General features: G+C 70.0%; 19 protein-coding genes. 13 read left to right on the top strand and 6 right to left on the bottom strand.

All coding sequences use genetic code 11. The features are described from left to right. Positions 1–23: 23 nt before the first annotated feature. Positions 24–1,169, top strand: coding sequence for a 5-(carboxyamino)imidazole ribonucleotide synthase (locus HUS56_RS04655; protein ID WP_256368776.1), 1,146 nt, complete (start codon positions 24–26; stop codon positions 1,167–1,169). A gap of 9 nt (positions 1,170–1,178) precedes the next feature. Here HUS56_RS04655 and HUS56_RS04650 read toward each other — a convergent pair whose 3' ends face one another. Then, positions 1,179–2,318 carry a glycosyltransferase family 1 protein gene (locus tag HUS56_RS04650; RefSeq protein ID WP_173922229.1) on the bottom strand — a complete coding sequence of 380 codons (1,140 nt, stop codon included), beginning with the start codon at positions 2,316–2,318 and terminating at the stop codon, positions 1,179–1,181. 167 nt (positions 2,319–2,485) lie between these two features. Here HUS56_RS04650 and purE point away from each other — a divergent pair, with 167 nt between their 5' ends. From purE to HUS56_RS04615, 7 genes are all read left to right on the top strand, one after another. After that, the gene (purE, locus tag HUS56_RS04645) at positions 2,486–2,953 is read left to right on the top strand and encodes a 5-(carboxyamino)imidazole ribonucleotide mutase (protein WP_173922527.1); all 468 of its coding nucleotides are present in this window, start codon (positions 2,486–2,488) and stop codon (positions 2,951–2,953) included. Continuing rightward, positions 2,950–4,320 (top strand): LCP family protein, encoded by a 1,371-nt coding sequence (locus HUS56_RS04640; RefSeq protein WP_173922228.1) that lies wholly within the window; start codon positions 2,950–2,952, stop codon positions 4,318–4,320. Before purE ends, HUS56_RS04640 begins: the two co-directional genes overlap by 4 nt. Before the next feature lie 84 nt (positions 4,321–4,404). Then, positions 4,405–5,355 (top strand): glycosyltransferase, encoded by a 951-nt coding sequence (locus HUS56_RS04635; RefSeq protein WP_173922227.1) that lies wholly within the window; start codon positions 4,405–4,407, stop codon positions 5,353–5,355. Next, entirely contained in the window at positions 5,355–6,203 is an 849-nt protein-coding gene (locus HUS56_RS04630) for a glycosyltransferase (RefSeq protein WP_173922226.1), read from the top strand. Before HUS56_RS04635 ends, HUS56_RS04630 begins: the two co-directional genes overlap by 1 nt. Before the next feature lie 105 nt (positions 6,204–6,308). Further along, entirely contained in the window at positions 6,309–8,636 is a 2,328-nt protein-coding gene (locus HUS56_RS04625) for a VCBS repeat-containing protein (protein WP_173922225.1), read from the top strand. 114 nt (positions 8,637–8,750) lie between these two features. After that, a complete protein-coding gene (galE, locus tag HUS56_RS04620; protein WP_173922224.1) occupies positions 8,751–9,731 on the top strand; it encodes a UDP-glucose 4-epimerase GalE in 981 nt (326 codons plus the stop codon). Beyond that, positions 9,728–11,686 carry a DUF6541 family protein gene (locus HUS56_RS04615; RefSeq protein WP_173922223.1) on the top strand — a complete coding sequence of 653 codons (1,959 nt, stop codon included), beginning with the start codon at positions 9,728–9,730 and terminating at the stop codon, positions 11,684–11,686. The genes galE and HUS56_RS04615 overlap by 4 nt, the downstream gene beginning before the upstream one ends. On the opposite strand, the gene HUS56_RS04610 is transcribed toward HUS56_RS04615, so the two are convergent. Together HUS56_RS04610 and HUS56_RS04605 are read right to left on the bottom strand one after the other, a co-directional pair. Further along, positions 11,683–12,054 carry a DUF2304 domain-containing protein gene (locus tag HUS56_RS04610; protein WP_254431308.1) on the bottom strand — a complete coding sequence of 124 codons (372 nt, stop codon included), beginning with the start codon at positions 12,052–12,054 and terminating at the stop codon, positions 11,683–11,685. The two genes, HUS56_RS04615 and HUS56_RS04610, sit on opposite strands and share 4 nt — an antisense overlap. Positions 12,055–12,056: 2 nt before the next feature. Then, a complete protein-coding gene (locus tag HUS56_RS04605; RefSeq protein WP_173922222.1) occupies positions 12,057–12,767 on the bottom strand; it encodes a glycosyltransferase family 2 protein in 711 nt (236 codons plus the stop codon). Between the two features lie 72 nt (positions 12,768–12,839). Between HUS56_RS04605 and HUS56_RS04600 the strand changes: the two genes are divergently transcribed. Genes HUS56_RS04600 through HUS56_RS04585 form a run of 4 tightly spaced genes read left to right on the top strand, consistent with a single transcriptional unit; the run spans position 12,840 to position 17,346 of the window. After that, the gene (locus tag HUS56_RS04600; protein ID WP_254431293.1) at positions 12,840–13,451 is read left to right on the top strand and encodes an acyltransferase; all 612 of its coding nucleotides are present in this window, start codon (positions 12,840–12,842) and stop codon (positions 13,449–13,451) included. Beyond that, complete coding sequence (locus HUS56_RS04595; RefSeq protein ID WP_173922221.1) at positions 13,441–14,544, top strand: DegT/DnrJ/EryC1/StrS aminotransferase family protein; 1,104 nt, start codon at positions 13,441–13,443, stop codon at positions 14,542–14,544. Before HUS56_RS04600 ends, HUS56_RS04595 begins: the two co-directional genes overlap by 11 nt. After that, the gene (locus HUS56_RS04590) at positions 14,544–15,530 is read left to right on the top strand and encodes a Gfo/Idh/MocA family protein (protein WP_173922220.1); all 987 of its coding nucleotides are present in this window, start codon (positions 14,544–14,546) and stop codon (positions 15,528–15,530) included. The genes HUS56_RS04595 and HUS56_RS04590 overlap by 1 nt, the downstream gene beginning before the upstream one ends. 19 nt (positions 15,531–15,549) lie before the next feature. Beyond that, positions 15,550–17,346 carry an ABC transporter ATP-binding protein gene (locus tag HUS56_RS04585; RefSeq protein ID WP_173922219.1) on the top strand — a complete coding sequence of 599 codons (1,797 nt, stop codon included), beginning with the start codon at positions 15,550–15,552 and terminating at the stop codon, positions 17,344–17,346. 31 nt (positions 17,347–17,377) lie between these two features. On the opposite strand, the gene HUS56_RS04580 is transcribed toward HUS56_RS04585, so the two are convergent. Then, the gene (locus HUS56_RS04580) at positions 17,378–18,460 is read right to left on the bottom strand and encodes a glycosyltransferase (RefSeq protein WP_173922218.1); all 1,083 of its coding nucleotides are present in this window, start codon (positions 18,458–18,460) and stop codon (positions 17,378–17,380) included. 9 nt (positions 18,461–18,469) lie between these two features. Here HUS56_RS04580 and HUS56_RS04575 point away from each other — a divergent pair, with 9 nt between their 5' ends. Next, complete coding sequence (locus HUS56_RS04575) at positions 18,470–19,783, top strand: acyltransferase (RefSeq protein ID WP_173922217.1); 1,314 nt, start codon at positions 18,470–18,472, stop codon at positions 19,781–19,783. Between the two features lie 24 nt (positions 19,784–19,807). Here HUS56_RS04575 and HUS56_RS04570 read toward each other — a convergent pair whose 3' ends face one another. Continuing rightward, entirely contained in the window at positions 19,808–21,031 is a 1,224-nt protein-coding gene (locus tag HUS56_RS04570; RefSeq protein ID WP_173922216.1) for a glycosyltransferase, read from the bottom strand. Next, positions 21,028–22,200: a glycosyltransferase family 4 protein gene (locus HUS56_RS04565; RefSeq protein ID WP_173922215.1), complete on the bottom strand. Its 1,173-nt coding sequence runs from the start codon at positions 22,198–22,200 to the stop codon at positions 21,028–21,030. The genes HUS56_RS04570 and HUS56_RS04565 overlap by 4 nt, the downstream gene beginning before the upstream one ends. Position 22,201: the final 1 nt, after the last annotated feature.

Genomic DNA, 22,201 nt, shown 5'->3' with positions numbered 1-22,201 from the left:
CGCCGGGGGTGCCGGAAGCGAGCGTGAGGGAGTTCTTGGTGCGGGTCGGAGTGATCGGCGGCGGGCAGCTCGCCCGCATGATGATCCCGGCGGCGATCGAGCTCGGAGTCGAGCTCCGGGTGCTCGCCGAAGCCGAGGGCATGTCTGCGGCCCTCGCCACCTGGCAGGTCGGCGACTACACCGACACCGACACGGTGCTCGGGTTCGCCCGCGAGGTCGACGTGATCACGTTCGACCACGAGCACGTCCCTCAAGACGTGCTGCACGCGCTCGTCGACGCCGGGGTGCGGGTGCATCCCGGGCCCGAGGCGCTCCGGTACGCGCAGGACAAGCTGCTCATGCGGCAACGCCTCTCGGAGCTCGGCCTGCCGGTGCCCGACTGGGCTCGTGTCGAGACCGTCGGCGACCTCGACGACTTCATCGCCGACCACGGCGGCACCGCTGTCGTGAAGACCCCGCGCGGGGGATACGACGGCAAGGGCGTGCGCGTGGTGCACGGGGGCGCCGAGGTCGCGGAGTGGTTCACCACCGCCGCGGAGGACGGTCGCGGTGGCGCCCTGCTCGCCGAGGAGCTCATCGACTTCCGCCGTGAGCTCGCCCAGCTCGTCGCTCGTCGGCCTTCGGGCGAGATCGCCGCATGGCCCGTGGTCGAGACCGTCCAGGTCGGCGGCATCTGCAGCGAGGTCATCGCTCCAGCGCCCAAGTCGGCCGGCCTGCTCGCGGATGTCGCGGCCGACGTCGCGATCACGATCGCCGAGGGCCTCGACGTCACCGGCGTCCTCGCCGTCGAGCTCTTCGAGACCATCGACAATCGCGTGCTCGTGAACGAGCTGGCGATGCGGCCGCACAACAGCGGGCACTGGTCGATGGACGGCTCCACGACGGGGCAGTTCGAGCAGCACCTGCGTGCCGTCCTCGACCTGCCGCTCGGCGGCACGGGCAGCCACGAGCCGTGGGCGGTGATGGTGAACGTGCTCGGGGGCCCCGATCAGGGCACCATGACCGACCGGTACGCGGAGGCGCTGGCGGGGCATCCGACCGTGAAGCTGCACAACTACGGCAAGCAGCCGCGTCCGGGTCGCAAGGTCGGCCACGTCACGGCGATCGGCTCCGATCTCGACGACGTCGTGTACGAGGCCCGCGCGGCGGCGGCGTTCCTCCACGACTGAGGCGTCTGCTCAGAGGTCGGCGTGCAGCTGCCAGACCCGCTCGGCCGAGTCGGGCCAGCTGAAGCTGCGGGCCCGGTCCTGGCCGGTGATCGACAGCCGGTCGGAGAGGACTCCATCGGTGACGACGGTGGAGATCGCTGCGGCGAGGCGGTTCACGTAGCCCTCGTCGGCGACCCCGACCGGAACCGAGATGGCGGCACCGGCCGCGGTCTCGGTGTACTCGGGGATGTCGGAATGGATGACGGGAGTGCCGAGGGAGAACGCCTCGATCAGGGTCGCCGGGTCGCCCTCCTCGTGCGACGGAGCGATGAACGCCGTCGCGCCGCCGATGACGACCGCGAGGTCGCTGTCGCTCAGCGAATCGAACGAGCGGACGAACTCCCGGCGCAGTCCCGACTCCTCGGCGACGGTGGCGAGCTGCTGCTCGCCCCACTCCCGGGGACCGAGCACGACCAGCGGCACTTCGGGCATGCCCGGACGACCGAGCGCGGCGAGCACATCGGCGACGCCTCGGAGCGGCTCGAGCGAGCCGATCGTGACGAGGTAGTCGCGCGGCAGGCCGAGCTCGGCCGCCCGCTCGCCGGCGTCGTGGGGAATCTGCAATCCCGAGCGTGCCGCGGTGCTGATCACGCGGATCCGATCTCCGAAGTCGTAGTGCTCGCCGAGCCGCACCGCGAGCGCGTGCGTCGAGACGACGATCGCGTCGGCATGCTTGCGCGCTCGCTTCAGCATCGCCCGTCGCCAGGTGGACTCGACCGTCGACAGGGACTCGGGATGGCTGAGCGCCAGGGTGTCGTGCACCGTCACGACGACCTGGTTGCCCGCGTCTCGGTCGTGCTTGCGGAGCGGGGCGAACAGGCTGGGCGAATGGATGATGCCCCCGCCCGGTGACGTGGTCAGCCCCATCTGCCAGGCCGCCGCCAGCTCACGGCGCGCGAGCGAGGTGCGATAGAGGTCGGCGAGACCGGGAAGTTCACGCTCGATCAGCTCGTAGTCGGTGGGGGGCGAGGACGACACGATGCCGGCGACCTCGCAGTTCGCCGGAGCCGTCGCGATCAGGGCACGGGTCAGGTCTTTCGTGTAGCGCCCCACAGCTCCGGGAACCGGAGCGACGAGCTGGTCGACGACGACGCGCAACCTCGTGGTCATGGGCCTCATTTCCTCGGGCGTGGACTCAATCTAACCGTTCCCGGCGGGGGCGACGGAGGGCTGTGGAGACTCGGGGATCGCCGCCTGCGTGCCTCCGGCCATCTCACAGCACCCCGCTCTACTATCGTCGGGTGACTGCTGCTACCACCCCGCTCGTCGGCGTCGTGATGGGATCCGACTCGGACTGGAACGTGATGCGCGAGGCATCCGAACTCCTCGACGAATTCGGCGTCGCGCACGAGGTGGAGGTCGTCTCCGCGCACCGCACCCCCGAGAAGATGGTCGCCTACGGCAAGGAGGCCGCCGGACGCGGTCTCCGGGTCATCATCGCCGGGGCCGGCGGGGCGGCGCACCTGCCCGGAATGCTCGCCTCGGTCACCACGCTCCCCGTCGTCGGCGTGCCCGTTCCGCTGTCCCGGCTCGACGGGCTCGACTCCCTGCTGTCCATCGTGCAGATGCCGGCGGGCGTTCCGGTCGCGACGGTCTCGATCGGGGGCGCGAAGAACGCCGGCCTCACCGCGGTCCGGATCCTGGCAACCGCGGACGCCGCGCTGAGCAGCGCGCTCGCCGACTACGCCACCGCCCTCGCCGACCTGGTCGAGGAGAAGAACGAACGGCTCAAGTCGAACCGATGACCCTCGCCGCCAGTCCGATCCGCTTCCCCGACGTCGCTTCGCGCACCGTCATGACCCGACGCGCCTGGTGGCTCGTCGTGCTGAACTTCCTCATCCCCGGCTCCGCACAGGTGCTCGCGGGCGACCGCCGGCTCGGCCGGTTCGGCCTCGGGGCGACGCTCACGCTGTGGTCCCTCGTGATCGTCGCGCTCGTGGTCTGGCTCCTCTGGCCCACCGCGTTGTACACCGTGTTCTCGACCACCATCACGCTCTGGATCGTCGCCGCGGTGCTCGCGTTCTACGCCGTGCTCTGGGTCGTGCTGAGCCTCGACACGCTGCGCCTCGTCCGGCTCGTGAAGACGGCTCCCTCGGCGCGGGCGTGGGTGGCGATGCTCTCGATCGCCGTCATGGTCGCGATCTCGGGGACGGCCGCGTACGGTGCCTACCTCGCCACGACCGCGAGCGGATTCCTCGCCTCGGTGTTCATCGCCGGGCCCACCGAACCGCCGGTCGACGGCCGCTACAACATCCTGCTGCTGGGCGGTGACTCGGGACCCGACCGCGAGGGCATGCGCCCCGACAGCATGAGGGTCATGAGCATCGACGCCGAGACCGGGCAGGCGGTCACGATCGGCCTGCCTCGTGACCTCGAGTACGTGCCGTTCCCCGACGACTCGCCGCTGACGGCGGTCTACCCCGAGGGGTACGGGGCGATCGACGGCTGCGACGTCGACGTCTGCCAGCTGAACTCGATCTACACCGAGGTCGAGCTGAAGAGCCCCGAGATGTACCCGAACGCCGTGGCCGAGGGCAGCGAACCCGGGATCGAGGCCATGCGCGACGCGGCCGAGGGCGTGACGGGCCTCGAGATCCAGTACTACGTGCTCATCGACATGCAGGGATTCGAGCAGCTCATCAACGCGCTCGGCGGTGTCGACATCAACGTCGAGACCCGCATCCCGATCGGCGGCGACGAGGACAACGAGGGTGTCGACGGATGGATCGAACCGGGGCTGCAGCATCTCGACGGGTACCACGCACTCTGGTACGGCCGCGCACGCTACGGCGTCGCCGGCGGCGACTACGAGCGGATGCGACGGCAGGCCGTGCTGCAGGAGGCGATCCTGCAGCAGTTCACGCCGGCGAACGTGCTCACGAAGTTCCAGGAGGTCGCCGCCGCGGGCGCGGACACGGTGAAGACCGACATCCCCCAGACGATGCTCGGGTACTTCGTGAACCTGTCGATGAAGACGAAGGAACTGCCGGTCGTCACGGTGGATCTCGTGCCCGAGAACGGCATCGACCCCACCGATCCCGATTGGGAGTACATCCGCTCGCTCGTCGTGTCGGCCACGACTCCGGCGACGGAGGAACCGACTGCCGAGTAGTCCACGTCCACGCCCGACGGGCAGTGCCGACCGGAGATGGCACGATGGTGTGAGCCCAGAGCCGCACCGAGAGTCCGAGAGTTGATGAGCACGTCACCTGAGCGCCCGCGCGTCGTCGCCGTCGTCGTCGCCTACAACCGGCGCGACCTGCTCATCGAGGCGCTCGACGCGGTCGCCGCCCAGCACACGCCGGTCAGCGCCATCGTCGTGGTCGACAACGCATCGACGGACGACACGGCAGACGTCGCGCGGGCGGCCGGCGACCTCGTCGACCTCGTCCGGCTTCCGCGCAACACCGGTGGCGCGGGCGGCTTCGCTGCGGGCATGGCCGTGGCCCTCGACCGGCATGCGCCCGACTGGCTGTGGCTCATGGACGACGACACCATCCCGGAGCCCGGCGCGCTCGGCGAACTGCTGCGCGCGGCGCGTCGGGCAGACGCCGTCGCCGCGGGATCGCGCGTGATCTGGTCCGACGGCACCGAGCACCCGATGAACACGCCGCGTCCGAAGGCCTACGCGAGCCGGGCCGAGCGCCTCGCCGCCGCGCGAGCGGGTGGGATTCCGGTGAGGAGCACGTCGTTCGTCTCCATGCTCGTGCGCGCCGACGTCGTCCGCGAGGTCGGGCTGCCGATCGCCGACTACTTCATCTGGAACGACGACTTCGAGTACTCGACGCGGGTGCTGCGGGGACGACGCGGCATCCACGTACCGGCCTCGGTCGTCGTGCACAAGACCAAGGTCCTCGGATCGACCGACGTCGACCCCGGCGGCCGGTTCTACTACGAGGTGCGCAACAAGCTCTGGATGTTCCGGCGATCCCGGAGCCTCGCGCCGCTCGAGAAGGCGCTGTACGGCGTCTCGAGCGTGCGACGCTGGATCGTGACGTTCGCACGATCCGGCGATCGTGCCGTGCTCCGCGACGGCTGGCGCCGCGGCCGACGCGACGGAACCCGCACACGTCCGAGGCCGAACGCGATGTCGCTCGCGGGCCTCGGCGAGGTCAGCGAGGCCGTCGCGCGGGTGGAGCGCGGGTGATGGAGTCGTTCACCCTGCTGATGCCCGTGTATCGCGGCGACGACGCGGCCCACTTCCGCAAGGCCTTCACATCGAGCGTCGCAGGACAGACCCGCCGGCCCGACCAGGTCGTCCTCGTGCAGGACGGGCCGGTCGGTCCTGAGCTCGCGTCGGCCCTCGAGGACGCGGTGCGGGAGTCGCCCGTGCCGATGGTGCACCACCGCATCGAGGAGAACGTGGGACTGGCCCGCGCCCTCACGGAGGGGCTCGCTCGAAGCGACCACGACATCGTCGCCCGCATGGACGCGGATGACATCTCGCTCCCCGAGCGCTTCGCGAAGCAGGTACCGCTCGTGGAGGACGGGCTGGAGCTGGTGGGCACCGGCATGTTCGAGTTCCTCGACGACGTGGGCTCGATCGTGGGTCGCCGCGTGCCCCGCACCGAGCACGACGACATCGTGCGGTACGCGCGGTTCCACGATCCCTTCAGCCATCCGACGGTGGTCTATCGCCGATCGGCGGTGGAGCGGGCCGGCGGGTACCAGCCCCTCGGACTGATGGAGGACTACTGGCTGTTCGCGCGCATGATCGATGCCGGCGCCAGGGTCGGCACCCTCGCCGAGCCGCTCGTGATGTACCGGGTCGGAGCGGGCGCGTACGCGAGGCGCGGAGGGCTCGCGCAGTGGCGGAGCGAGCTCGACCTGCAGCGGGCCATGCGCCGGATCGGCTTCACCTCGCGCTGGCAGCTGGTGCGCAACGTGACGGTCCGGGGTGTCTACCGATTCGTCCCGGAACCGGTGCGGAAGGCCGCCTATCGTCGGTTGATCGCCCGGGGAGGCCCGATCCCCCAGCACGACGCCACGCCGTGAGTCAATCGCCGACTGTGCGTCGAGCACCCCTACTCTGGTGTCGCCGCGGCGCCGTCGCCGCGGCGCACCGGGGGGTAGCTCGTGAATGGTCGGCGACGATGGATCGTGACGGTGCTCGCTGCAGCGCTCGTCGTGACCGGCGTGCAGTTCGGCCAGTCGGCGACGGTCGCGCCGACGATCACGGCGAACGCCGCGGACCCGAAGGATTTCGACCCCGGCATGATCATCGCCGATGAGGTCTTCTACAACAGCTCCACGATGACGGCGTCCCAGGTCCAGAGCTTCCTGAACGCACGAGTTCCCACCTGCAGCAGCGGGTACGTCTGCCTCAAGGACTACCGGCAGGCGACGCAGAGCCAGCCCGCCCGATCCGAGGGCTGCGCGCCGTACACCGGGCAGCCGAGCGAGACGGCCGCGCAGATCATCGCGAACGTGGCCGTGGCATGCGGGATCAATCCGCAGGCGCTGATCGTGCTCCTCGAGAAGGAGCAGGGCCTCGTCAGCGACGCGACGCCGGCCGAACGACAATACCGCTCCGCCGCCGGGTACGGCTGTCCCGACACCGCCGCCTGCGACACGCTCTACTACGGGTTCTTCAACCAGCTGTACAACGCGGCCTGGCAGTTCAGGAAGTATCGTGCCAATCCCTCCATCCGCGCCTACCAGGCCGGGCGCACCAACACGATCCCCTGGCATCCGAACACCGCCTGCGGCACCTCGCAGGTGTACATCGCGAACCAGGCCACCGCCGGCCTCTACATCTACACGCCGTACCGGCCGAACGCGGCCGCGCTCGCCAATCTCTACGGCACGGGCGACGCGTGCTCGAGCTACGGGAACCGCAACTTCTGGCGCATGTTCACAGACTGGTTCGGATCGACGCGTACGGCATCCGTGGTGCGACCGGTGAACACGGGGCCGGCCGTCTACGCCGTCGGATGGAACGGCGACTTCACCGTCTACCCCGGCGATGGGCAGGGGAGCTGGGCGCCTCCCTACCAGACGGGCGTCGGGTGGGGTGGGATGCGCCATGTCGACGGCGCGGGCGACCTCGACGGCGACGGCAACCGCGATGTGCTCGCACTGGACAGCGCCGGGACGCTCTGGATCTACCGCACCGACGGCCTCGGGAGGTTCACGAGCTCCGCGAAGATCGGCGACGGATTCGGCACGGCGACGGCCGTGATCGGCGCGGGCGACTTCAACACCGACGGCACGAACGACATCATCGTTCGGGATGCGGCCGGCGACCTGCAGCTCCTCGCGGGCAACGGCCTCGGGCAGTTCGCGCCCGCGAGGGCGATCGGCAACGGATGGGCCGGGTTCAGCGCCCTCGTCGGCGGTGTCGATTTCAACGGGGACCGAAGGCCCGACGTGGTCGCGCGGCAGCCGTCCGGCCAGCTCCTGCTGTATCCCGGCGACGGTCGCGCGGGATGGGGCGTGCCGGTGCAGATCGGCAACGGCTGGAACGGCATGACGGCCGTGCTGTCGCGGGGCGACTGCGCCGGCAACGGCACCGCCGATCTCCTCGCCGTCGACAGCGGCGCGCGAATGTGGCTGTACCCGGGAACCGGCGCGGGCGGGCTCATGGCTGGGAGGCTGGTCGGCGCCGGTTGGGGCGGCGCTCGACTGGTGATCGGTGCCGGCGCCGTGGCATCCGGTCGATTCGCGCCCACGGCGGGGATCGGCGACCTCACCGGGAACGGATCGTCCGACGTGGTCGCGGTCGGGAACGATGGCAGCTCGTGGCTCTATGCGACCGACGGGCGTGGCGGCTGGTCGGCGATCGAGCGGCTGGACCTCGGGGTCGCCGCGCCCGACGCGGTCTTCGGTGGCGGCGACTTCGATCGGAACGGACTGCGAGATGTCTTCGTGCGCGACGGCGCCGGCGACCTCTGGCGCCTTCCGAGCAACGGGTCGGGCGGCTTCGCCGCGCCCGTGAGGTCGGGCAACGGCTGGAACGTGTTCACCGCGGTGTTCAGCCCCGGTGACCTCGACGGCGATCGGTCCGTCGACGTGGTCGGTCGCGACGGGAGCGGTGCGCTGTGGCTGTATCCCGGTGACGGTGCCGGCGGGTTCGCGGGACGGGTGCAGATCGGCCATGGCTGGGCGGCCATGCGCGCGGTGTTCAGCCCGGGCGACTTCGACGGCGACCGTCGAAGCGACATCATGGCGGTCGACGCCCAGGGCAACCTCCTGCTGTATCGGGGCGACGGCGCCGGCACGCTCCTCGAAGCGAGGAGGATCGGACAGGGTTGGCTCGGCCTCGATCACGTGTTCAGCCCGGGCGACTTCGACGGCGACCTCAGGGCCGACGTGCTGGCGCGAGCCACCGACGGGTCGCTCCTGCTCTACCCGGGCAACGGCGCGGGCGGATGGGGCGTGCCCCGGCAGGTCGGGTCGGGCTGGTCGGGCATGCGGCTGATCTCGTGAGCGGGCGGCCTGGGGCAGTGCCCCGTACTCGCTAGGATCGACTTCGGCCCGATCCCGGCGGACTCCATTCGACGGATGCCGCGGAAGGTCGGTGCGGGAAGTTGAGGTACTCGAATGGCGACGCTCGTGACCGGCGGAGCGGGGTACATCGGCGCTCACGTCGTGCGAACCCTGCAGGAGCGGGGGGAACGGGTCGTCGTCGTCGATGCACGGGAGCCCGACCCGGGCCGGAACCGTGACGCCGTCGTCCGCCGCCTCGACCTCCTGGCACCGGGATCGGCCGAGCAGCTCCGCACGCTCATCATCGATGAGGGCGTCGAAGCCGTCATCCACTTCGCTGCGCGCAAGCGCGTCGACGAGTCGCTCGCCCGACCCGTCTGGTACTACGAGCAGAACGTCGGCGGCCTCGCCGCGGTGCTCGCCGCGCTGGAGGGCACCGCGGTCGAACGGTTCGTGTTCTCGTCGTCGGCAGCGGTCTACGGATCGCCCGAGGAATCGTTCGTCACCGAGCTCTCGCCGACCCGTCCCATCAACCCGTACGGGCGCACCAAGCTGATCGGCGAATGGATGCTCGACGACGCCGTCAGGGCGCAGTCGTTCAGCGCCGTGAGCCTGCGCTACTTCAACGTCGCCGGCGCCGGATGGCCCGACCTCGGCGACCCCGAGACGCTGAACCTGGTGACGATCGTGCTCGATCGCATCGAGCGCGGACTGCCACCCGTCGTGTTCGGCGACGACTTCGAGACGCCCGACGGTTCGGGCGTTCGCGACTACGTGCACGTGGTCGATCTGGCTCACGCGCACATCGCCGCCCTCGACCAGGCGGGCGAACCCGGCAGCCATCGAGTCTTCAACGTCGGCACCGGAGTCGGAACATCGGTCTTCGAGCTCCTCGACATGGTCGCCGACGTCACCGGTCGCCGCTTCGAGACCGAGGTCATCGCGCGGCGCGCCGGTGACCCGGCGGCCGTGGTCGCACGAACCGAACGCATCACGGCGGAGCTCGGCTGGCGAGCCGAGCACGACCTTCGGAGCATCATCGCGTCGGCCTGGGAGGCGCACCGGCACGCCCGCGACCACGGGCCGTCGGCATGAGCTGGCTCGAACTGGTTCCAGCACTGCTCACGACGATCGCCTGGCTCGTACTGCCCGGCGCCCTCGTGCTCTGGCTCGTCGACGTACGAGGGCTCGTGCTGCTCGCGGGCTCGGCCCCCCTCTCGGTCGCCTTCTTCGGGGTGCTCGCCATCGCGTACGGCGCGATCGGCATCCCGTGGTCGACCCTCTCGGTCGCCGCGGCCGTCGCGGTCGTGGTGATCGTGCTCCTCGCCATCCGACTGCTGCTGCGCCGTCGCTGGCGGTTCCCGGCGAGACGCGCGAGCGGTGAAGCCCAGCCCGCCTGGCACCTCATCGGCGCGTGGGCACTGGCCGCGCTGACGATCGCGGTGCAGGTGATGATCAGCCTCGGCGCGCCCGACGCGATCTCGCAGACGTTCGACAACGGGTTCCACCTCGGTGCGGTGCGCTACATCCTCGACACCGGGAACGCCTCGTCGTTCGCCATCAGCGGCGTCACGGGCGGCACCGGCGTCTATCCGGCCGCGTGGCACGACCTGACCGCGCTCGTCGTGTCGAGCGCGGGTGGCAGCCTCCCGGCCGCGGCGAATGCGGTCAGCCTCGTGGTCTCGGGGCTCGTGTGGCCGGGCGGAGTGCTGGTGCTGGCGCGGGTGGTCGCTCCGCGGCATCCGTCAGCGCTCTGGATCGCCGCGGTGCTGAGCGCGCTGCTTCCGTGGTTCCCACTGCTCCCGCTCACGTTCGGGGTGCTGTTCCCGTTCTTCCTCGCCGTCGCGTTCCTGCCCCTCGCCATCGCGCTCGTCGTCTCCGTGCTCGGCAAGGCGGGATCGCTCGGGCTGCCGCTGGCGACGAGGATCCTGCTGCTCGTGGCGGTCATCGCCGCGATGGGCCTGGCGCAGCCCTCGGTCGTGTTCGGGCTCGTCGCCGCCGCACTTCCGGTCGCCGCATCCGCGGTCATCGGGCTGTTCCGTCGCACCCGGCGCACGACGCAGCGCATCACGATCGTCGCCCTCGCGCTCGCGGCCCTCGCCGCGCTCGCCGTGGTGTGGCGCCAGGCCGGTGCGATCGGGTACACCGCGCCGTGGGGTCCCGAGGGCGACCTGGCCGAAGGCGCATACGACGTGCTGCTGTTCTCCATCGACGATGGGCCGCCCGCGCTGGGACTGGCGATCCTCGTCGTCGTCGGAGTCATCCGCTCGGCGCTTCGGCCAGGGCGGCGCTGGGTCGCCGGCATGTGGCTCGTCGGGGCGCTGCTCTACTACGCCGCCGTCGTCCTGCCGGTGTCCGACCTGCGGAACATCCTGCTCGGGGTGTTCTACAAGGACCCGCCCCGCCTCGCCTCCCTGTTCATGGTGCTGGCCCTCCCGGCAGCGATCACCGGCGGGCTCTTCGTCTGGGAGCGGCTGCGGGAGTGGATCGCTCGGGTCCCCGCGCTGGCGCGTGTGCGACCGGCTCCGATCGTGGGCGCGGTCGTGGCCGTCGTCGCCGTGGGCGGACTGCAGGCGCCCGCGGTGGGCTCAGCCGTCGCGAACGCGCGGGCCGTCTACGAGTTGAACGAGTTCTCGCCCATCATCACCGCCGACGAGCTCGCGCTCATCGAGCGCCTCCCCGAGACGACGGGCCTCGAGGGCGTCGCGGCGGGCAACCCCTGGACCGGAAGCAGCCTCGCCTACGCGCTCGTCGGCCAGCACGTGCTCAATCCGCACTTCAACACCGCTTACCTCCCCGAGCGCACGGTCGTGAACACGCAGCTGAACGAAGCAGGGTCGGATGCCGCGGTCTGCGACGCCGTGCGCGACCTCGATGTGCGGTGGGTCCTCGATTTCGGCACGTACTTCCGGGACGCGGCCGACGAGCTGCACTTCGACAGCACCGTCGGATACGAGGGGCTGCTCGACCTGGCCGACACCCCCGGCTTCGTCGAGGTCGATCGCGAGGGCGAAGACGCCGTGCTCTACCGCGTGGACGCGTGCGGCTAGCGGTCGCCGCCGTCGGCGCTGCGTGCGGCCGCGGCGTCGTCGGCCGCAGCGCGGGCGAGCGTGACCTCGCGGGCCAGCAGCGTGAGCTTGCGATTCATCGCCACGTGATGCCGGTAGTTCGTCGCGACCGTCACGAGGAACGCCAGCACCAGCGCGTAGAGCAGCAGGTCGGCGCCTCGGCCGACGCCGATGAGGTTGGCGAGCCAGGTCAGCCACTGCGGGAACAGGATCGACGCGATCGCCGCGAGGACGAACACGAACATGAAGAGCCGGCGCAGGGCGAGGTGGCTGTCTCCGCCCGCGGGACGAGCGAGGAACAGCCCGGCGAGGATCACGCCGACGACGAGGAGGATCTGGATCCACATCATGCTCACCGCACCAGCAGGTCGACGAGGATGTTCACTGAGTTGAGCACTGACTGGCCCTTCGCCTTCGAGTAGTCGGTGTAGAGCAGCTCGACCGGGTATTCGCGCCACGGCAGCTTGGTGCGACCGAGCTTCAGGACGATCTCGGTGGCATGCGCCATCCGGTCCTGCTCGAGCTCGATGCTCCGCATCGCGTCGGTGCGGATGACGCGCAGGCCGTTGTGGGCGTCGGTGAGCCGGAGCCCCGTCGTCATGTTCGTGACGGAGACCGCCGTCTTCAGGATGATGCGCTTCAGGATGCCCGGATCGGTGCGGGTGTCGAGGAAGCGGGAACCGAAGACGATCGCGACATCCTCGGCCTCCGCCACGTCGAGCATCTCGAGCGCGTCTTCGACGCGGTGCTGCCCGTCGGCGTCGAAGGTCACCACGAACCGGGCCTCGGGCTGCGGGGCGACGTACGAGACCCCCGTCGGCAGGGCGGCGCCCTGACCGGGGTGGAGGGGGTGGGGGAGGCCCCGGGCCCCCGCCGCTGCCGCCGCCTCGGCGCTGCCGTCGGTGCTGCCGTCGTCGATGCACACGACGTGGTCGAACGATGCCAGCAGGCCACGGACGACGTCGCCGATCACGGTGGATTCGTTGTAGAGCGGGACCACGATCCAGGTGTCCGCGGCGTGCCGTCTCGGGTCCACGGACGACGGCTCGGGGGTTGGCGGCATGCATCCATTCTTGCAGAGCGCGTTAGACTCGTCGGCAGTGCCTCGTCCGCATACCCCTCCCCAGGAGCCCACGTGAATCCAAGTCCCGGCGTGCGCGTCGTCGACTCCGCCGACGTCGCCGCCGACGCGTCGATCGGCGCAGGCAGCTCCATCTGGCACCTGGCACAGGTGCGTGAACGCGCGGTTCTCGGCGAGAACTGCGTCATCGGGCGCGGGGCTTACATCGGCACGGGCGTCTCCCTCGGAGACAACTGCAAGGTGCAGAACTACGCGCTCGTCTACGAGCCGGCGAAGCTCGCCGCCGGCGTCTTCATCGGCCCGGGGGTGATTCTCACCAACGACACGTATCCTCGCGCGGTGAATCCCGACGGCACGCTGAAGAGCGCGCACGACTGGGAGCCGGTCGGCGTCGAGATCGCGACGGGCGCCTCGGTCGGCGCGCGTGCGGTGTGCGTCGCTCCGGTGCGGATCGGTGCGTGGGCGACCGTCGCCGCCGGGTCCGTCGTGACGCGGGACGTGCCCGACTTCGCCCTCGTCGCCGGCGTTCCCGCGCGACGGATCGGGTGGGTCGGACGATCCGGCCGTCGCCTCGTGGAGTCCGACGGAGTCTGGATCTGCCCTGAAACGAACGCCCGCTACGCGGAGCGCGAAGGAGTACTCATGGAGTTGAACGATGGCGAATGACGAATTCATCCCCGCCGCGAAACCGATCATCGGTGACGACGAGCGGGCGGCCGTCGACCGGGTGATGCGCTCGGGCATGGTCGCCCAAGGTCCCGAGGTGGCGGCGTTCGAGGCTGAGTTCGCTGAGGCGATGGTCGGCGGTCGCGCCTCCGTCGCCGTCAACTCCGGGACATCCGGACTGCACCTGGGCCTGCTCGCCGCCGGCATCGGTCCCGGCGACGAGGTCATCGTCCCGTCGTTCACGTTCGCGGCGACCGGCAACTCCGTCGCGCTGACCGGCGCGACTCCGGTCTTCGTCGACATCGAGCCCGAGCAGTTCACCCTCGATCCCGCGGCCGTCGAAGCCGCGATCACCCCCAGCACTCGTGCGGTCATGCCGGTGCACCTCTACGGTCACCCGGCGAAGATGAACGAGCTCACCGCGCTCGGTGAGAAGCACGGCATCCAGGTCTTCGAGGACGCCGCGCAGGCGCACGCCGCCGAACTCGACGGTCGCCGAGTGGGCACCTTCGGAGCGTTCGCCATGTTCAGCCTGTATCCGACGAAGAACATGACGAGCGGCGAGGGCGGCATGGTGTCCTGTGCCACGCCCGAGCTCGTCCGCCAGGTCAAGCTCCTGCGCAATCAGGGCATGGAGCGCCAGTACGAGAACGAGGTCGTCGGGTTCAACGCCCGCATGACCGACATCCATGCGGCGATCGGCCGGGTCCAGCTGACCAAGGTCATGGACTGGACGTCGCAGCGCCAAGCGAACGCCGCCTTCCTCGACGCGAACCTCGAGCATGTCGTCGTGCCGCCCGTCGCCGCGGGTGCCGTGCACGTGTACCACCAGTACACGATCCGGGTCCCCGACGACCGCGACGGCTTCGTCGCGGCCCTGAGGAACGAGCACAACATCGGCAGCGGCGTGTACTACCCGCTTCCGAATCACCGCCTGCCCTCGCTCGCGCCGTACGCGCCAGGGCTCGACCTTCCCGAGACCGAGCGAGCCGCGCGCGAGGTCGTCTCCCTTCCCGTGCACCCATCGTTGGACCAGGGCGACCTCGACCGCATCGTCGCCGCCGTCAACGCCGTCGCAGGGGCGGGCGCCTGATGGCGACGCTTCGCGCGGGGCTCCTGGGCGTCGGCATGATGGGCCGCAACCACGCCCGCGTGCTGAGGGAAGTGGAGGGCATCGATCTCGTCGCCATCGCCGACCCCGGCGGCGACCCGCACGGGGTGTCGGGCGACCTCGAGGTGCTCCCCGACATCGACGCGCTGATCGAGGCCCGCATCGATATCGCGGTCGTGGCCGTGCCCACTCGATTCCACGAGGATGCCGCGCTGAAGCTCGCCGAGGCCGGCGTGCACACGCTCGTCGAGAAGCCCATCGCGCACAGCCTCGAGGCCGGGCGCCGCATGACGGAGGCCTTCGCGGCCAAGGGACTCGTCGGTGCCGTCGGGCACGTCGAACGCTTCAATCCGGCGCTTCAAGAGATGCGTCGGCGCCTCGAGGACGGTGCGATCGGCGAGGTCTACCAGATCGCCACCCGGCGTCAGAGCACGTTCCCGGTGCGAATCGCCGATGTGGGCGTGGCCAAAGATCTCGCCTCGCACGACATCGACCTCACGAGCTGGGTCGCACAGAGCGCGTACGCGAGCGTCTTCGCCCAGACGGCGCACAAGAGCGGCCGCGAGTACGAGGACATGATCGCCGTGACGGGCCGCCTCGCCAACGGCATCATCGTCAATCACCTCGTGAACTGGTTGAGCCCCATGAAAGAGCGGGTCACGATCGTCAGCGGTGACCGTGGCGCGTACATCGCCGACACGACGACCGGCGACCTGACCTTCTTCGCGAACGGCACGATCCCGCTGGAGTGGGAGTCGATCTCGTCGTTCCGGGGCGTCTCCGAGGGCGACATCACCCGGTACGCCTTCGCCAAGCGCGAGCCGCTGCGCATGGAGCATGAAGCCTTCCGCGACGCCGTCCTCGGCGTGTCGAACAAGGTCGTCACGATGGAGCAGGGACTCCGCACCCTCCAGGTCGTCGAGGGTGCCCTCGAGTCGGCCGTCTCCGGCGAGCCGGTGAAGTTCTGAACAGGAAGCATGGCCTGCGATGAAGCGCGTCTGGCCCGTACTGAAATCCCTCCTTCCGCTCCTGCCGCAGGGCGCTCAGCGGTACTTCATGGGATACATGGTCGCAACGACGCTGATCACGGCGCTCGACGTCGCGGCGATGTCGCTCCTCGCCGTGATCCTCGGTCCCGCACTGACCGGTGCGCCGCTGAACCTGCCCATCCTGGGTGAGATCCCGGTCTCGCTCGTTCCGGTCTTCGCGCTCGCCGCGTGCCTGCTCATCATCACGAAGTCCGTGCTCTCGCTGCTCCTGCACTGGTTCGCGACCCGACGGTTCGCCAAGTACGAGCTCGAGATCGGCGACCGCATGTTCAAGGCGTACATCAACTCCAGCTGGGAGGAGCGCTCGAAGCGCTCGGTCGCCGAGATCACCCGCATCGCCGATGGCGGCATCGCGAACACGATGGCCGGGTTCCTCCTGCCGCTCATGCGCGTCCCGAGCTCGATCTTCACGTTCATCCTCGTGCTGGCCGTCGTTCTCGTGGTCGACCCGGTGACGTCGATCATCGCGCTGGTGTACTTGACGCTCGTCGCGTTGGTCGTGCACCAGGTCGTGACGAAGCGCGCCCTCGAGGCCGGTCAGGTCAACCTGATGTTCAGCTATCGGGTCGCGATCCTGATGACCGAGATGATGGAGGCGCTGAAGGAGCTGAGCCTGCGGAATCGACTCTCGGAGGTCGCCGACCTCGTCACGGCGAATCGGAACCGCTCCGTCCGGGCGCGGGCGAACGGCTCGTTCCTCGGCATCATCCCCGGATTCGCATTCGAGGCCGCGCTGATCGGCGGCGTCATCCTGATCGGTGGATACGCCTTCTCGCAGGGCGGCATGACCGCGGCGCTCTCGTCCGTCGCCCTGTTCGCCGTCACGGGTTTCCGGCTCATCCCCGCGATCACCGGCATCCAGGGCGGCATCGTCCAGGCCACTGCGACCATTCCCTCCGCGAAGGACGTCATCGGCGACCTCACCGCGGCGGAGAGGGACATGAAGGTCTCGCAGACGCCGGCCGACACCGCGCAGCTCGCCGCGAACCCGAGAGAGCTCCGTCTCGACGACGTCCGCTTCCGGTATCCGAAGGCCAACGACGATGTCATCCGCGGGATGTCACTGACGATCCCACTCGGCAGCTCCCTCGGCATCGTCGGCCCGTCCGGCGCGGGCAAGTCGACGCTGATCGACCTCCTCCTCGGACTCAGCCTTCCATCCTCCGGGTCGATCACGATCGACGGGGCGCCGCTGCAGTCGGTGCTGCGGCAGTGGCGTGGCCGCGTGGGCTATGTTCCGCAGAAGGTCGCGCTCTTCGACGGCACCATCGCGCAGAACGTCGCGCTCACCTGGGGTGACGACGTCGATCGGGTCCGGGTCATGCAGGCCCTCGAGCGCGCGCAACTCGGCTCGCTCGTCGCATCGCGGGCCGGCGGCATCGATGAGCGCATCGGCGAACGCGGGGTCTCGCTCTCGGGAGGCCAGCAGCAGCGCCTCGGTATCGCCCGCGCACTGTACACCGACCCGCTCGTGCTCGTGCTCGACGAGGCGACGAGTTCGCTCGACACCAAGACCGAGGACGAGGTCACGAAGTCGATCCGCGCCCTGCAGGGCGAGGTGACGCTCATCTCGGTGGCCCATCGCCTCTCGACGATCAAGGACTACGACCGGATCTGCTACCTCGACGAGGGCGTGATCGTCGCCGAGGGCACCTTCGCGGAGGTGGCGGCGACGCTCCCGTCGTTCGCGGAGCAGGTGCTGCTGGCGGGCCTCGCCGGCGAGCTCGAACGGTAGTCGCGCACCGACGGTCACCCCGGGAGCTCGGTCAGGCGCGCGTCGTGACCTTCAGGCCCGCGTACAGGGTGCGGAACGGCGCCTGGCGGTGGAGGACGAGGAACGGATTCCGGGTCGTGAGGGCGCCGACCGTGCGATAGTTCCACCGCGCATCCAGGAGCACGAGGATCGCATCGGGGCTCGGGTCGTCCGTTCGCAGCTCGTCGATGACGCGGCGGTCGACTCGGGCCAGGAGCTTCACGACCCCGGGAGCCACGGACTCGAGCCGCTCGATGACTCCGAGGAGGTTGGCACGATGCGCCGAGAGGCCGTCTGGCGACTTGATCCGGGCCAGCACAGCGTCGAAGAAGTGCACGCGCAGGATCTTGATGACGAGTGCCTTGCGGTCCGCACGACCGAGGCGCGCGAACCACGGCGCGGACTCGATGGCCTCGAGGAACGCGAAGTCCTCATCGACGCTCCGCGGCGAGAAGGTCACCCGGTCGCTCGCATCGTCGTTGATGATGTAGGGCGGTCCGGCGAGGTCGTAGGCGATCTCGGCGCCCGTGAACCAGAGCGTCGCGGAGTACGCGAGGTCTTCGCCTGAGGGCAGCCCCTCGGTCAGGCGCAGGTCGCCGAAGCGCGCGCGATCGATGAGCCCGAGTGGCGCGCTGCGGTAGGCGAGGCGGTCCTTCCGGGGACTCAGGCGTCGCGTGCGCTTGCCGTTGCGGACCGGCGGATAGGGATCGGTGCCGCGGCTGCCGATCCGGATGCGCGCGATCACCGTCGACGCTCCCGTCTCGCGCTGCACGGCGAGCCAGGAGTCGATGGCACCCGGCGCGAGCTCGTCGTCCGAGCCCATGATCGCGATGAACGGCGCGTCCGAGTTCGCGATCCCGTGATTCATGGGCCCGGCCGGGGAAGGGATTCCGTCGCGGAGCTCGAGGAGTCGGACACGGGGGTCGGCCGCGTACGCGCCGAGGTTCGATCGGATGAGCTCGGGATCGATGTTGTGCGCGACGACGGTGACGCGCACGGGCGCGCTCGTGTGATCGACGATCGACGACACTGCGCGTGCGATGGGTCGGGTGGGCGTGTGGACAGCGATGGTGACGTCGACGAGGGGGCTGGTCATCGAGAGACGATGTTACCCTCCCGCGCCGGCCCGTACTGGCGCCCGCGGTGGGCACGTTCGGAGCGGGCGAGGTGGGCCACGCGACGTGTCATCGTCACCGACCACGGCCCGAGGCGGGTATCCTGTACTGCGGCCCGCGCCGATCTTCGGCTCCGACACGCCGAGAGAGAGAACATCCTGACCGCCAGCACCACCCTCGCCCAGCCGACGCAGCGGCTCGATGCACTCACCGGCCTCCGGTGGTGGGCGGCGTTCATGGTCTTCTTCTACCACATGCTCGTCTTCGCGCCACTGCCAGGCGCGACCAGTGCGGTCTTCGCGCAGGGCTACCTCGGCGTGACATTCTTCTTCGTGCTCTCGGGCTTCGTGCTCACGTGGTCGGCGCGGCCCGAGGTGCGGCAGTCGACGTTCTACTGGCGTCGATTCGCCCGCATCTATCCGTCGCACTTCGTCGCCCTGATTCTGGCCATCCCGGTCTTCTACACCTTCGCGCCGATCCCGCCCGACAGCTTCCTGAAGCCCGTCGACCCGGCCATCCTCGCGCTCTCGTTCGTGGTGCTCCAGGGCTGGTGGCTCGCACCGATCATCCTCTTCTCGGGAAACCCGGCTGCGTGGACGCTCACGTGCGAGGCGTTCTTCTACGCCCTGCATCCCTACATCTCCAAGGTGCTGGTGCCGACGGCCCGACGCGGTGCCCTGCTCATCGCCGGAGCGATCGTGCTCCTCGCGTTCGGCTATCGCGCGCTCGCCTTCGGCTCGCCCGACGCCTGGTTCGCGCACCTCTCGCTCCCGATCGTCCGACTGCCCGAGTTCGCCCTCGGAATGGCACTCGCGTGGGCCATTCGATCGGGCTGGCGCATCCGGATCCACCCGGCGCTGGGAGTCGGTGCCATGGGCCTCGTCGTCGGTGCGATCGTGCTGACCTCGAAGTACTTCGTCGGACTGCCGGTGCTCTCTCTCGTGCCCGTGTTCGGCAACGAGCTGTTCACGGTCGCGTGCGCACTCGCGATCGTGTCGATCGCGCAGTACACGCTCGAGGGCAAGCGCTCGGGCTTCGAGACGAAGCTGCAGGTGAAGCTCGGCGAGTGGTCGTTCGCGTTCTACCTCGTGCACGCGACGTTCATCTACCTCGCACTGCGGATCTTCGGCTACCAGGAGCCGTCGTGGATGAACCTGGCGTGGTTCGCGGCGCTGCTCGCCGTGGACCTGACGGCCGCCTGGGCGCTGCACCATTTCATCGAGCGGCCGATCGAGCGGCGGCTGCGGCGATGGAAGGACCGGAAGGATGCCGCGCGCCTCGTGCCCGCGGCCGCACAGTCGTGACCCCGCCCGGCGGGTCTCGGCGGATCAGTCGACGCTCGCGATCCATCCCTCGATGAGCGCGCGGGCGCTCGCCTGACCCGAGTGCACGGCGGCGACGTACGACACCCCCGCAGCGGCTGCAGCTCGGGCCGCCTCCCGGTCGTCGGCGAGCCGTTCCACGGTCTCGCGCAGGGAGTCGGGCGTCGCCTCGACGATGGGCAGCGGCATCCCGAAGTCCGATTCGACGTGTTGGCGCACGAACGGCAGGACATGGCCGACGACGACACGTCCGGCGGCCATGGCCTCGCATGCCGCCACCCCGTAGGACCCGAGCCGGAACTGGTCGATCACGATGTCGGCATCCGCGAAGACGGCCGGCATCTGCGCCGCCGAGACTCCGGTCACGAGCCGGTAGTCGACGAGGCCGCTGCGGATCAGCGGCTCCAGCGCCGGCTCGATGTAGTGGCTCCCCTTCTGGACCGGTGCGCTCGAGGCGTGCACGATCCGCACCCGATCGGCGCCGAACGGAGTGGTGTCGTTCGCGAACTCGTCGGGGTCGATCACGACCGGGCACCAGGTCGCCCAGGGAACATCGATCGCGAGGTCGGGCGTGGAGATGAACGTCGGCCGCCGGAGCGAGCTGAGGAGTTCGAGGTTCGCCGCGGCATCCGCTCTCAGCACATCGGTGCGCGGGTCTTCGGGGTACGGCGACCACGGTGTCAGTGCCGCGTGCCGATCGGGGTCGCGGATGTCGGTGCCGTGGCACAGGTACGCCACGGAAACGCCGGCCGACTCGAGCGCCCTGATCTCCTTCGAGACATCCCGGTCGAACCGTCGCCCGAACATCGATCGTTCCGCCTCGATGAGCGCGTGCGTGAACCGGCTCGCCGCACCCCACTCCTCGGCCTGCCACTCGGCGGAGGAGTTCACCGTGGCGATCGGAACCGAGGTGTCGGCGGGGAAGGCGAATCCGCCCGGTAGCTCGACGGCCATGTTGCGCGCGCCGATCCGGGGGTCGGCACGTTCGAGGGCGCGGGCCCAGCGGTATCCCTGTCCGGAGTAGTTGGTCGGGGCGATGTACACGCGCACGGGTCGATCGGGCACCTCCGTCACCGGAGCGGAGCCGCCGCCGAGCAATCGCGACGCGAGGCGGCCGGCGACGCCGTCGGGATTGCGTGCCGCCGACTCGATCGCGCGGTCGATCCAGCGGGGCAGCTTCGTGCGATGCCGGACCATCCAGTCGGCGGCGCGGGAGAAGAGGCTCCTCATCGTCGCGGCCGTCCGGGCGCGGACGCGCCGACGCCGTGGATCACGGATGCGACCCGTCGAGCGACCGCCGCGATGGAGTGGTGCGCAGCGGTCCACGCGCCGAGGGCTGCGCGCTGCGGCATGGCGAGGGGTTCTGCGGCGAGCTCGGTCATCGCCGCGGCGATGGCGTCGGCGTCGTACGGCACCGCCACTCCGGCGCGCACGTCGGCATTGGCGGTCTCGAGGAACGTCGCAGTCGGGCCGGGGCCGGCGAAGATCACCGGACAGCCCGCGGCGAGGGATGAGAAGGCCTTCGACGTGAACGCGTATTCGTAGCCCGTACCCGGCCTGAGCGTGGCCAGGCTCGCGACGGCGCTCGAGAGGGGGGGCGCGAGCTGCTGCGGCGGCACCGGGTCGAGGAATTCGACCATGCCGCCGATGCCGAGCTCGTGGGCCCGCTCCTCGAGCGCCGGTCGCTCCGTACCGTGACCGATGAATCGCAGGGTGTAGCCGTCACGGGTTCGGACGAACCGCGCGAAGGCATCGATCAGCACCTCGGCGCCGTGCCACGTCGAGTAGCTGCCGGCGTAGAGGAACACCGGCACGGTCTCGGCCTCGGTCACCGTGAACGCCGTCGTATCGGCGCCGAAGCCCGTCACGGTCATCGGGCGGGAGACGCCCAGGTCGCGGACACGGTCGACGACACCTTGGGAGATCGTGACCAGGTGTGCCGCGCCCCGCATGGCGAAGCGTTCGAGCGCGCGGAGCACGCGGACGACGATCGTCGACGACGTCGCCATGTGCGCGGCGTCGGACCAGACGTCGGCCGCGTCGTAGACGTAGGGGATCCGGCGCAGTGCGCAGACGATTCGCACGACGACGCCGGTCGTGGGCGGCGGCTGCACCAGCACCACGTCGGGACGACGGGTGAGGAGCAGGCGGAACGCGAGCGGGATGTCGAAGCTCAGGTAGGGGAGGTATCCGCGCACGTAGCCGTCGCGGTCGCGCAGCACGGGGAACGTGCGCACCCGCTCACCGTGGGATGCGCTGCCCGATCCTGCCGGCGGTCGCGCGGTGAGGACGTCGACCGAGTGGCCTTCCGCGAGGAGCGCATCGGCGACGGAGCCCAGGAAGAACGACGCGGCGGCCGGTTCGGGACGATAGATCCGCGAGACGATCGTGACCCGCACG

Source organism: Agromyces sp. Marseille-P2726 (genome assembly GCF_902809835.1).
Lineage (GTDB): Bacteria > Actinomycetota > Actinomycetes > Actinomycetales > Microbacteriaceae > Agromyces.
Note: the sequence above shows the minus strand (reverse complement) of the source record. Positions and strands in the feature narration are given on the sequence as shown.